Consider the following 12,880-nt stretch of genomic DNA (forward strand, 5'->3'; position numbering starts at 1 on the left):
TGGGGGCCCACCCCCCGGCCCCCTTTCCGCAGGCGGGAGGGGGAGAGGGATATGCCATGACCAACCCCTTCGATCTTACCGGCCAGGTGGCCGTCATCACCGGCGCCAATACCGGCATCGGCCAGGGCATCGCGCTGGCGCTCGCAGCGGCCGGCGCAGACATCGCCGCCGTCGGCCGCACGCCTGCCGAGGAAACCGTCCGCAAGGTGCGCGAGCTCGGCCGCCGCGCCGAGATTATCTCCGCCGACCTTTCGACCATCGACCCTGTGCAAAGGGTTGTGGACGAAGCTGTGGATAAGCTGGGGAAGATCGACATCCTGGTAAACAATGCCGGGATCATCCGCCGCGCCGACAGCCTCGATTTCACCGAGGAGGATTGGGATGCGGTGGTCGACACCAATCTCAAGTCAGTGTTCTTCCTCTGCCAGGCGGCGGGCAAGTTCATGGTCCGCCGCTTCGGCGAGACCGGCGAACGCGGGCGCATCATCAACATCGCCTCGATGCTGACCTTCCAGGGCGGCATCCGCGTGCCGAGCTACACCGCGTCCAAGTCGGGCATCGGCGGCCTCACCAAGCTGCTGGCGAACGAGTGGGCGGCAAAGGGCGTCAACGTCAACGCGATCGCGCCGGGCTATATCGCCACCAACAACACCGCGGCGCTGCAGGCCGACGAGACCCGCAACCGCCAGATTCTCGAGCGCATTCCGGCCGCGCGCTGGGGCGATCCGGAGGATCTGGGCGGCGCTGCGGTCTTCCTCGCCTCGCGCGCGGCGGACTATGTGCAGGGCCATGTTCTCGCCGTGGATGGAGGCTGGCTGGCACGATGACGTTCGCATTTTTCGGGGAAATGATGCTGCGGCTGTCGCCGCCGGGCCGCGAACTGCTGTTGCAGACGCCGAAGCTCGACGTCGCGATCGCAGGGGCAGAGGCGAATGTGGCAACGGGCCTGGCGTGTCTGGGCCATGACGTCGCGATGATCAGCGCAGTGGCCGCCAATCCGCTGGGCGCCGCCGCGATCGGTGAGTTGCGCCGGCGCGGCGTGGATACGCGCCACGTGGTGGCCGAGGCCGGGCGCATGGGCCTGTATTTCCTCACGCCGGGCGCGGGCCTGCGCGCGTCCGAAATCGTCTATGATCGCGCCCATTCGGTGTTCGCGGACCGGCCTGCCGAGGCGTGGGACTGGGATACGCTGCTCGCCGGCGTAACCCGGCTGCACCTGTCGGGCATCACGCCCGCGCTCGGTCCCAACACCGCCGCTGCCGCCATCGCTGCGGCCGAGGCGGCGAGCGCGCGCGGCATTACGGTCTCGTTCGACGGGAACTATCGCGCCAAGCTGTGGGAAGCGTGGGACAGCGATCCGCGCGGCGTGCTGACCGAACTGATCGGCCACGCCGAAATTCTGTTCGGCAACCACCGCGACATCTCGCTGCTGCTCGGCGGGCATTTCTCGGGCGATGGCGCGGAGCGGCGACGCGAAGCGGCGGAAGCTGCCTTCACGGCTTTCCCGAAACTGAAGCTGATTGCCTCGACCGCACGGCATGTCGATGACGTCGACAGCCACCGCATCGCGGCACGCGTTGACACCCGCGACGGACATCACCAGACCGAGGAACTGCGCGTCAGCGGCATCGTCGATCGGATCGGCGGTGGCGACGCTTTTGCGGCGGGCGTGCTGCACGGCCTGCTGGAGGGCGGCGATGCCCGCGCAATGGCGGAAGCGGGGCTGGCGCTCACCGCGCTCAAGCACTCGCTGCCTGGGGACGCGAGCCTGTTCACCCGCGCTGATCTTGCCGCTTTTGCCGAAGGCGGGCTGGACGTGCGGCGGTGACCAGCCGGCGCGCGGTGCTGGCAGGCGGCCTTGTGCTCACCCTGCCATCGCGCGCTTGGGCGGCCGGCGATCCGGTGGTGGATGCGCCGGCCGGGCGCTTCACCGGCACACGGGAAGGGGGGCTCTCCCGCTTTCTTGGCATTCGCTACGGCCGGGCGGAGCGGTTTCGCGCGCCGTCGGCCGAACCGCGCGGGGCGCAGGTCACCGCGCAGGCGTTCGGGCCGATTTGCCCGCAGCGGGGCCTGAAAGACGAGCCCCAGTCTGAGGACTGTCTGTTCCTCAATCTCTGGACGCCCGGCGCCGAGCGCACAGCGCGGCGGCCGGTGATGGTCTATTTCCATGGCGGCGCCTATTCCAACGGCAGCGTCACCGATCCCCTCAACGACGGGGCAACGCTGGCCCGCAGCGAGGATGTCGTTGTGGTGACGGTCAACCACCGCCTCAACGCCTTCGGCTATCTCTACCTCGCCCGGTTCGATCCACGCTTCCCCGATAGCGGCAACGCCGGCCAGTTGGACCTCATCCTGGCGCTGCGCTGGATCCGCGACAATATCACGGCGTTTGGCGGCGATCCTTCCCGCGTGTTCCTGTTCGGCCAATCGGGCGGCGGCGCGAAGATCGCCACATTGATGGGCATGCCCGCCGCCAAGGGGCTGTTTCACAGCGCCGCGACGATGAGCGGGCAGCAAGTCACCGCGTCGGGGCCGATGAACGCTACGGCGCGGGCGCAGGCCTATCTGGATCGGCTCGGCGGCGGGATCGATGCGGCGGCAACGCTGCCGGCCGAAAAGCTGGTGGAGGCGCAGGATGCGCGCGATCCGATCCTGGGCGGCGGCGTCTATTTTGGGCCGGTGCTCGATATGAAATGGCTGCTGCGCCACCCCTTCTGGCCGGACGCTAATCCGCAGTCGCTCGCGCTGCCGATGATCCTCGGCAACACGCACGACGAAACGCGCGCCTTCATCGATCCGAAGTCGGAACGGGTCCGCACGCTGAGCTGGGACAATCTCGCCGCCCGCATGGGGCCCGAACTCAAGATCGATGTGCTGCCCGAATGGGTGGTTGCCGCGTATCGCGCCCGCTTTCCCTCGGATACGCCGCAGGATCTGTTCTACCGCGCCACCACGGCGGGCCGCAGTTGGCGCGGCCAAGTGATCGAGGCCGATGCCCGCGCCGCGGCCGGTGCCAAGGCGACATGGGTATACCAGCTGGATTTCGCCTCGCCGACCCAGCCGGAACGCGGCGCGCCGCACACCATGGACATCGCGCTCGCCTTCGGCACGCTGGCGGCGCCAGGAGCCTATGCCGGGACCGGGCCAGCCGCCCAGCGGCTCAGCCGGCAGATGATGGCCGCCTTCGCTTCGCTCGCCCGAACCGGCCGGCCGGCCGCGCCCGGGCTTGCTCGTTGGGCGCCCTACACGCTGCCGGACCGGGCGACGATGGTGTTCGATGCGGACAGCCGCATGGCCAACGATCCCCGCCGCTGGGAGCGCGAGCTGTTCGCGCGCATTCCCTATATTCAGCCGGGCAGCTGAACCATGCCGCGGCGGCCGCCGCGTGCGCCTATCGCAATCGATCGCGGCGCCGTATAGCATCGCCCCATGGAGAAGACGGGAAAGCCCACCATCAACGATGTCGCGCGGATCGCCGGCGTCTCGAAGAAAACCGTCAGCCGAGTCATCAACCGATCACCCCTGCTGAACCAAGATACCCGCGCCCGCGTGGAAGCGGTGATCGCGGACCTGGGCTATGTGCCCAATGTGCAGGCACGGGCGCTGGCGCTGCGCCACAATTTCCTGCTGGGGCTGATCCACGACAATCCCAATGCGCAGATGGTGATGAACGTCCAGGCCGGGATCCTGGAGGCGATCCGCGACACCGAATTCGAACTGATCGTCCGCCCGATCGATCGCGGCTCCTCAACCATGCTTGCCGACGTACGCGCCTTTCTGGAGCGGCAGCGGCTCTATGGCGTGCTGATTTTGCCACCGGTGTCTGAAAACGACATGCTGGCGACGCTCTGTGCCGATCTCGGCACCCGCTATGTGCGGATGGGCTCCACCGCGCTCGATACGCCCGAGCATATGGTCGCCTCCAATGACAGTGACGTCGTGGTCGAGGCGATAAATCACCTCATCGCGCTCGGTCATCGCCGCATCGGCCTGATCGCGGGGCCGCACGGCTTCCGCTCGGCGCGCGAGCGGCGCAAGGGCTTCGAACAGGCTCTGGCCGAAGCCGGGATCAAGCTGCCCCGCAGCCTGATCGCCGATGGTACCTATACCTTCGAAAGCGGGTTGGCGGCGGCCGATCGCCTGCTCGATCTTTCACCCCGGCCTACCGCCATCTTCGCGTCGAACGACGAAATGGCGGCCGCCACGCTCCACGCGGCACGGCGCCGGGGCATGAGCGTGCCGGAGGATCTGTCGATCATCGGCTTCGACGATACTGCCATCGCCTCGCATATCTGGCCGCCGATGACGACGGTGCACTGGCCGATCATTTCGATGGGGCGTTCGGCCGCGCTCAAGCTGCTCGGCGACTTTTTTGGAGACGATCAGGGGGTGGAGGAACCCTCGTTGTTTCCCTCCACGCTGATCCACCGCGCCTCGGTCGCGCCGCCGCGCTCCGCCGACTAGGCCCGCATCCGCGATCCGCTGTTGCGCCAAAGTAGCGGAAGCAGAATTTATCGGCTCTAGGGTTATGACACCGGTTGACATAGCGCCGGTTGCTGCAACAAATACACGCCAACAAGCGTGACGTAGCGCTTGCGCCAAGGCGGACGAAGATTCGCCAGGAGCGCGGGAGAGAAAAGTCGCGATTCGCCAGGCTATTCGTCTGCACGGCTAACTGCCGTGTGGCATCGGGCGTTCGCATCATCACTCCCCGAACCTAGGCGCGGCACTTCGGCAGGCGTCCAGACGAACAAGGGGAGGTCGAAATGGCAAATCTCGGAACCGCGAAAGCCCGGCACGGCATGGGCCTGCGGATGGGAGTATCGCTTGGTGCCGTCGGCGTGGCGCTGTGGCTCGGCGCACCTGCGCACGCCCAGGCCCAGGCCGGCAACCCGGTGGCAGCGGCGGATGCCCAGCGCGACGCTAGCATTCAGGAAGAACCGTCGCCGATCGACCCGCAGACCGGCGACGAAATCGTTGTCACCGGTTTCCGTGCGTCGCTGCGCAACGCCCTGAACCTCAAGCGCGCCTCCAACCAGATCGTCGATGCGATCACGGCCGAGGATATCGCCGACTTCCCGGACGCCAACCTCGCGGAATCGATCCAGCGCCTGCCGGGCGTCTCTATCGATCGTGACAATGGCGAAGGCCGCTCGATCACGGTCCGCGGCCTGGGCGGCGACTTCCAGTCGGTGCGGCTGAACGGCGCCGATGCGCAGAATGTCGCCGGCGGCAACCAGTCCGATGCGGGCGCGAACCGCAGCCGCGGCTTCGATTTCAACACCTTCGCTTCCGAACTGTTTGGCGGCGTTAAGATCACGAAGTCCACCGCTGCAGAGAATGATGAAGGCTCGCTCGGCGCGATCATCGATCTCACTACCGGTCGTCCGCTTGCCTATAAGGGCAATCGCTTCGCGCTGGGGGGCGAGGCCGAATATCGCGAGAACGGGAAGACCTGGAATCCGCGTTTCACAGGGCTTGCCTCGGTCAAGCTGACCGACAATTTCGGTGTGCTCGTGTCCGGCGCCTATCAGAAGCAGGAACAGCAGATCGACTCCTATCGCCGCGGCATCGGCGTGTTCGACTATCTGTACCGCAATTCGCAGATCAACGGCGTGACGCCCCCGGTCTATGGCTTTGCGCGGCCCGGCGGCACCGGGGCGACCTTCGGCTCGGATCCTGCCGCCTATGCGAAGCTTTCGCCGACCACCATCATCCCTGGCCTGCCTTCGATCAACCGGCAGCGGCTCTCCTATGAGCGGCTGGGCCTGACCGCCACCGCCCAGTGGCAGCCGACCGAGCGGACGGAAATCATCCTCGACGGTGTCTACTCGAAATATGATCAGGACAGCGAACTTGCCGGCATCACCCCGATCGGCCTCAACCGCAACGGCACCAACACCCGCGTGACCCAGAACACGCTACGCGCGGTGGGCACCACCAACGGCAATGCCGACCGTGTGGCGCTCTATCCCAACTGCGTGCAGAGCGCGATCGTGGATTGCGGACAGCAGCTGAACGGCAGCAGCGTGCTGCCGGGCTATTTCAACAGCTATAATCCGAACAATCTCAGCGCGTATGACTATTACAATAATCCGCGTTCGCCGGGCTATGTAGCGACCAGCAACCAAACCGGGTTCTACACCCAGCTGATCGGACGACCGAACACGGTTGTGCGCGCGGCGAACGTGAATGCGGCGGGGCAGGCCGATTATCTCCAGCTCGATCGCGTCGATTGGCGCAGCTCGATCGACAGCCAGAGCGGCTCGACCGAATTCAAGCAGGCGACGCTCAACCTGCGTCAGGATTTCGGCGATCGGCTGACGATGGAAGGCACGATCGGCTGGTCGAAATCGGTGTTCGACGCGACCGGCTATCTCGCCGAAGTCAACGCGATCGATCGGAATGGGTATGTGTTCGACGAGCGCGATGGCGGCAAGATGCCGGTGTTCAATCCGGGCTTTAACGTCGCCGATCCGAACAGCTGGACGCTGGTGAAGGGCCTTTCCACCATCCGCGTGTTCAAGAACCAGGTTACCAACGAATATCGGGTCGGGCGGCTCAACTTCGCCTTCGAAGCAGTGCCCGAAATGACGCTGCGGTTCGGCGGCACGTACAAGAAGTTCAGCTTCTTCGCCGATCAGCAGCGCCGTGCGCAATCGATCGAGGCACTTAACCCGACACTGGCCGAAGCCAGGCTGAACGTTACCGATCTTGGCAGCGTCTATGGGTTCGGCCAGGGACTGAGCCTGCCCGCCGGTACGCCGACCAGCTTCTTCGCCCCCGATCTGAACAAGTTCGTCAACGCGTTCGGGATCGACTGCAACTGCGTGAACAAATGGGGTGACTTCCGGGTCGTGCCGGACGGGCGCCAGGGCGGCGGCGTGGAAGAGCGGGACGCTTCCGGCTTCTTCCAGGTCGATTATGATCTGACCCTGCTCGGCGGGCCGCTGCGCGGCAATGTCGGCCTCCGGGTGGCCAATACGAAGGTGAAGGGTGCCGGCAATGTCGGCGGTGCGGATGGCATCACCGGCATCCCGGTGGTGGCGAACCACGAATACTGGGATTGGCTGCCCTCCACCAACATCAACTGGGAGGCGCAGCCCGGGCTGCTGATCCGCTTCGCCGCGGCCAAGGTCATGTCGCGCCCGCAGCTCGGCAACCTCACGCCCGGTACGACGGCGTTTTCGAGCACGCTGGCGGTCAACGGCTCGGCGCCCTCGCTCACCGTCGGCAATCCCTATCTCAGCCCGTTCCGCGCGACCAACCTCGATCTCAGCATCGAGAAGTATTTCCGCAACAACGGCCTGATCGCTGTGGCGCTGTTCAAGAAGAATCTCGACAGCTTCCCGCAGCAGCTCGCGGGCGAGGCGCCGCTTTCGACCGTGTTCGAGCCGGCGATCTACAACCAGATCCTGGCATCGATGACCGATCCGTTGCTGCGTGCCTATACCCAGGCGGGCGGAACCTGGGCGGTGCGGCAGTTCAAGGACGCGCCGGGCGGCACGATCAAGGGCATCGAAGTCAATCTGCAGACCGATTTCTGGTTCCTGCCGGCGCCGTTCGACAAGATGGGCGTCACCGCCAACTATACGCATATCGACTCGTCGCTCAGCTATCTGACCGGCACCGCGCTGTCGACGACCCAGGGCGGCGGCGTGGGCACGGCGCAGAACACCTTCGCCGAAGGACCCTTCCTCAACACCTCGCCCGATGCGTTCAACGCCACGCTCTATTACGAGAATTCGGTTTGGTCGCTGCGCTTCTCGGGGGCGTATCGCAAGCGCTTCGTCAACCGCTTCCCGCTGGCGACCGGCACCTGTTCGGTCGGCACCACCACCAATGCTGGCGCGGCGTGCAACTCGCCGGTGCTTGCGGACTTCGGCTTCAACGAAGATCAGTTCAACCTCGACGCAGCCTTCGCGGTCAACCTGACCAAGTTCGCGCGCTTCACGCTGGAAGGACGCAACCTGACCAATCAGGTCCAGTATCGCACGATGTACGCCGCCAATCCGGTGTCCCAGATCTATGGCAGCACCGGCCGTATCATCACCGCCGGCGTGCGGCTGAGCTTCTGATGCGGCAGGCTTCGGCGCTGGCGCTGCTGCTCGCATCGGCGGCGCCTGCGATCGCACAGGAGCGGCCGGTCCCCGCCTTTCCCGGCGCCGAAGGTGCCGGGGCCGCGGCCTTGGGCGGGCGCGGTGGCAAGGTGTTGTTCGTCACCACGCTCGCCGATGCCGGTCCTGGCAGCCTGCGCGCGGCGGTGGAAACGCCCGGGCCGCGCACGATCCTGTTCCGCACGTCCGGCACGATCCGGCTCGCCAAACCGCTGCGGATCCGCGAAGGGCGCGTGACGATCGCCGGCCAGTCCGCGCCGGGCGACGGCATCACTCTGCGCGATCACCCACTGGAGGTGGACGCCGACGATGTGGTGATCCGCTATATCCGCGCACGGCTGGGGGACGAATCGGGCACCGAATCCGATGCGATCTGGATCCATGGCGGGCACCGCATCATCCTCGACCATGTCTCGGCGAGTTGGTCGGTCGACGAGACGCTCTCGGCCTCGGCCAATTACAGCAAGCCCGGTGAGGGCTTCTGGGATCTGACCGTGCAATGGTCGATTATCGCGGAATCGCTGACCCATTCGCTCCACGCCAAGGGCGAGCATGGCTATGGCAGCCTGATCCGAGGCGGGCAGGGGGCGAAGATCAGCTTCCACCACAATCTGTGGGCGAACCACGCCGCGCGCATGCCACGCCCCGGCAATTACAGCGGTCCCGATCAGGACCCGCTCGGCGCCTTTTTCGATTTCCGCTCCAACGTCTTCTACAATTGGGGCAACAACTGGTCCGGCTACAATGCCGACAAGGCGACGCTCGCGCGCTACAATTTCGTCGACAACGCCTATGTCATGGGCCCGCAGTCGCGCAAGCCGATCGCCTTCCATGAAAGCAACACGCTGGCCAGGGCCTGGTTCGCGGGCAACAGCATGAACGGCAGCATCCCCGCCGATCCGTGGAGCTTGGTCGATGGCATCGCGCCGGACGGCTACCGGCTGGCGGAGCCTGTGCCGATGCCCGCGGTCACCCGGCACGCCGCCGCCGACGCCTATGCGCGCGTGCTCGCCGAGGCGGGTGCCTCGAAGGTGCGCGACAGCGTCGATGCGCGGATTGTCGCCGGCGTGCGGGATCGCAGCGGCCGCCAGATCGACAGTCAGCGGGACGTGGGCGGCTGGCCCGAACTGAACAGCCTGCCGGCGCCCCAGGACAGCGACCGGGACGGCATTCCCGATGGCTGGGAAGCCGCGCACGGCCTCAATCCGCACGACCCCAACGACGGCGCGGCGGATCGCAATCGCGACGGCTGGACGAATCTGGAGGAGTGGCTCGCGGAAATGGCCGCAGTACGCGGCTGAGCAGCGACTCAGTACAACAGAACAAAAAAAAGAGGGGCGGCCGCTCATGTGGCCGCCCCTCGTCGCGTCAGAAGCTGCCGCGCAGGCCGATCAGGAACTGCCGGCCGGGCTTGTACTGGGTGAACGTCGCGTTCTCGAACTGGAAGTAGGAACGCAGCGTCGCATTGTTGAAGTTGGCGACGTTGATCGTCAGCTGCGGCGCCTGCTTGACGCCGAAGATCTTGTCGAGATCGAACGCCGAGGAGAAGTCCCAGCTGGTGTAGGTGGTGCCGTACAGCGCCGCCGCCGGGATGCCGTTCTGCGCCGTGCCGCTGTTCTGCGAGCCTTCGCGTGAGGTCACCGCGACGCGAAGCATGATGCCGTTCCGCTCGTAATAGCCGGTGACGTTGTACGTGAACGGAGCGACTCCGAAAGCCGTGGCGGGGCCGTCGCTGGTCTGGTCGACAAGGGTGGCGTTGGCATTGAAGCCGAAGCCGCGGATGCCGAGCTTTTCGGTGAGGAAGTCAAGCGGTTGGACCCACTGGAATTCCAGGCCGTTGATCTTCAGCTTATTCGGCACGTTGACCTGGCTGGTCACCTGTACCTGGGCACTGTTGGGTCCGCCGCGCGAGTTGATCGCGATCTGCTGGGTCGGGTTCAGCGTGTCGTAGGTGATGCCATATTGCGCCAGCGCGGTGAACGGCACCGTGTTGATCGCGGTGTTGGTGAAGCCCTCGATCGATTTGCGGAAGGCGTTGAAGCTGATCACGCCTTCGCGGCCGGTATAGTATTCGAAGCCGAGGTCGATGTTGTTCGACAGATAGGGCGCCAGCGCCGGATTGCCGATGCTCGCCTGATCGGCCGACGGCGCGCCGAAGTTCACGCCCGGCAGCTGCGCCGAAGGATCGGGCCGCGTCATCGTGCGGGAAGCGGCGACGCGGACGACGGCGTTGGCGCTGACGTCATAGGCGATGGTGGCCGCCGGCAGCCATTCGGAATATTCGTTGCGAGTGTCGACGATGTTGACCACGCTCGGATAGCGGCTGCCGTCCGCGATCTGCCCGCCGCTGGCCGTGGCGTTACGCGGATCGGCGAAGCTGACGCGTCCCGAGATCGTCTGGATCGTGTTTACAAAGCGCAGGCCGGCATTGAAGCGCAGCATGTTGCCGCCCAGTTCCTGCTCGCCGTTGATGGTGGCGAAGGCGGACTTGATGACCTCGCGGATCAGGCCGCCATTGGCGCCGGTGTTCGAACCGCCGCTTTCGGGCGTGTTGTCGTGGTAGAAGTCATAGTTGCTTGCCTGACGGAACTTGTCCCAATCCACGGTGACGAAGCCGGCGGGCCCCGGCCGCAGATAGCTTGGGAAGGCGGAGTTCGGGATCAGCGAGCCGCCATAGGTGACGGTGCCGGTCTGGCCGGCAGTGTAGCCGGTGCCATAGCCCGGATAGGTGGGATAGCCGGCCGGCGCTGCACCGGGCGCGTTCAGGCCTTCGCACGGGGGCTGCGAATTCGGGCCGGGCACGAAGATGTTGGGATTGTTGCCGCACACGGCGTTCTGCCAGGCCTGGGTGTTGTCGAAGCCGCGGATCCGGCGCGACACATCGTCGAAGGCGCCGCCGACCTGCAGGTTCAGCGTACGCTCACCCCAGGTAAGGTCGCCCCGCACGCCCTTATTGACGTTGCGGCGCCGCTCGTCCTGCATGTTGACGCGGCTGCCGGCATACCAGCCGAAATTCGCCGGATTGTTGAGATCCAGGCTGCTCTTGATTTCGGGAATGCCGCCGGTGGTGTTGAACGTGACCGTGGCATTCTGGCCCAGCGGCGTGGTGGCGCCGACGGTCGGGCTTTCGCGGTGGAAGGTCGAGCGGGCATAATTGCCCTGCAGGTTCAGCTTCAGCGTATCGGAAATGGTCCATTCGCCGCCGGGGTTGATGCTGAACAGCTCGGTCGTTTCGCGATAAGGACGGTATTCGTTGAAGAACTGAACATTGGCGAAGGTGCCGCTGGTCACGGTGCAGCCCGCGCTGCAATCGGATTTGTCGAACTTCAGGTTGGTTGGGATGAGGGCGCCGTTCCGCACGATCCACGCCACGTTCTCGCGGGTGAGCACGTTCTTCTTATAGCCGTACAGTCCGTCCACATAGAAATGCAGCGTGTCCGACGGGCGCCATTCGGCGCTGGCGATGGCGTTCACGCGATCACGCGGGCCGCGGATGCTGGTGTTGCGGCCCAGGCGCGGCAGCAGGCCGTTGTCGATCTGCTGGATCGTCGCGCCGGGATTGTTGGCGAGCAGGAAGTTGCGGTCTATCACCGTCCCCGCGACGAGCCCGGCGCCCGCGCCGGCGGGCACCACTGCCGGAATCGTCCAGTTGCCGCCGCCGGTGCTGTTGCAGCCCGTAGTGGCGCCGCACTGGGCAGCGGTGAGCGCCGGATTGGTATAACCGATGGTTTCGAAGCCGCGGGTATCGGTGAACAGCCGCTGGGCGGAAACGCCGGCGAGGATGCCGAACGTATCGTTGCGCCAGCTGCCGATCAGCGATCCGCGCACGCCGATCCGGTCCTCCGGCGTCTGGTTCGAACCCTGGATGTTATAGGCAAGGAAAGGGCCGGTGCGGTCGAACGGCCGCGCGGACCGCAGATCGATGTTACCGGCCGCGCCGCCTTCGAGCAGGTTGGCGGTGTAGCTCTTGTTCACGGTCAGCTTGGTGAACAGGTCGGTCGGGAAGAAGCTGAGGTCCACCGAACGATCGGTGCCCTGCGCATCGGTGGCGCCGGAGGAAGCGACCGCGATCGGCGCGCCGTTGAGCGTCACATTGGTGAAGTTCGATCCGAGACCGCGAATGGCGACGTTCACACCTTCGCCGGTCACGTCGCGCACGATCGTGATGCCGGGGATGCGGTTGAACGATTCGGCGATGTTGGTGTCCGGGAACTTGCCGATGTCTTCCGCGAAGATCGAATCGGTGAAGCCGGTGGATTCGCGCTTGGCGTTGGTCGCCTGGGCAAGGCTCTGGCGATAGCCGGTGACGACGATTTCCTGCACCTGGTCCGCCGCCGGGGCGCTCGCCTCTGGCACGCTGGCCGGCGGCGTTGTCTGGGTCTGCGCCTGGGCAGTGGCGGCATAACCGGCGCTCAGCATCGTCGCACAAAGCAGTGCCTTGCGCAGCGACCGGGCGTGAAACGCTGTATTCGTCATGTCAGGGTCCCCTCGGATTGCGGTCGGCGCTTTCGAACGGCCGACAATTTTTTTCGGTCGATGGTTTGGATTCGGGACCGACGTGCGCGACCGAAGATGCACGGGTCCGGTCCCGCGACGCGCCGTGTCGCGGGCTGAAGATATTCGATGCTAGACTCAGTTGGTGGGGGTCAGGGTGGGCTCAGGCCACATCGCAACGAGCCGCGCCAAACGGCCGGAAACGACGAAAAGTTAGTTTCTCCCGCCATCCTATCCTCATCCCACGAGCGCGCCCGCTTTACCGCCGG

The 12,880-nt window shown here is 65.6% G+C and carries 7 protein-coding genes; 6 read left to right on the top strand and 1 reads right to left on the bottom strand.

Going from position 1 to position 12,880, the window contains the following annotated elements; translation table 11 throughout:
• Window positions 1–56: 56 nt before the first annotated feature.
• The 6 genes from kduD to B215_RS0114045 all read left to right on the top strand — a co-directional run bounded on the left by kduD (window position 57) and on the right by B215_RS0114045 (window position 9,418).
• On the top strand, window positions 57–827 hold the full coding sequence (gene kduD / locus B215_RS0114020) for a 2-dehydro-3-deoxy-D-gluconate 5-dehydrogenase KduD (RefSeq protein WP_019370277.1): 771 nt from the start codon (window positions 57–59) through the stop codon (window positions 825–827).
• Window positions 824–1,828: a sugar kinase gene (locus tag B215_RS0114025; RefSeq protein ID WP_019370278.1), complete on the top strand. Its 1,005-nt coding sequence runs from the start codon at window positions 824–826 to the stop codon at window positions 1,826–1,828. Before kduD ends, B215_RS0114025 begins: the two co-directional genes overlap by 4 nt.
• Window positions 1,825–3,363, top strand: coding sequence for a carboxylesterase/lipase family protein (locus B215_RS0114030; protein WP_019370279.1), 1,539 nt, complete (start codon window positions 1,825–1,827; stop codon window positions 3,361–3,363). The genes B215_RS0114025 and B215_RS0114030 overlap by 4 nt, the downstream gene beginning before the upstream one ends.
• A gap of 66 nt (window positions 3,364–3,429) precedes the next feature.
• Window positions 3,430–4,464 carry a LacI family DNA-binding transcriptional regulator gene (locus B215_RS0114035; RefSeq protein ID WP_019370280.1) on the top strand — a complete coding sequence of 345 codons (1,035 nt, stop codon included), beginning with the start codon at window positions 3,430–3,432 and terminating at the stop codon, window positions 4,462–4,464.
• A gap of 302 nt (window positions 4,465–4,766) precedes the next feature.
• Window positions 4,767–8,078, top strand: coding sequence for a TonB-dependent receptor domain-containing protein (locus tag B215_RS0114040; RefSeq protein ID WP_019370281.1), 3,312 nt, complete (start codon window positions 4,767–4,769; stop codon window positions 8,076–8,078).
• The gene (locus B215_RS0114045; RefSeq protein WP_019370282.1) at window positions 8,078–9,418 is read left to right on the top strand and encodes a pectate lyase; all 1,341 of its coding nucleotides are present in this window, start codon (window positions 8,078–8,080) and stop codon (window positions 9,416–9,418) included. The genes B215_RS0114040 and B215_RS0114045 overlap by 1 nt, the downstream gene beginning before the upstream one ends.
• 67 nt (window positions 9,419–9,485) lie before the next feature.
• On the opposite strand, the gene B215_RS0114050 is transcribed toward B215_RS0114045, so the two are convergent.
• Entirely contained in the window at window positions 9,486–12,593 is a 3,108-nt protein-coding gene (locus tag B215_RS0114050) for a TonB-dependent receptor (protein WP_019370283.1), read from the bottom strand.
• Window positions 12,594–12,880: the final 287 nt, after the last annotated feature.

The sequence above is a fragment of the Sphingomonas sp. ATCC 31555 genome, assembly GCF_000282895.1.
Lineage (GTDB): Bacteria > Pseudomonadota > Alphaproteobacteria > Sphingomonadales > Sphingomonadaceae > Sphingomonas.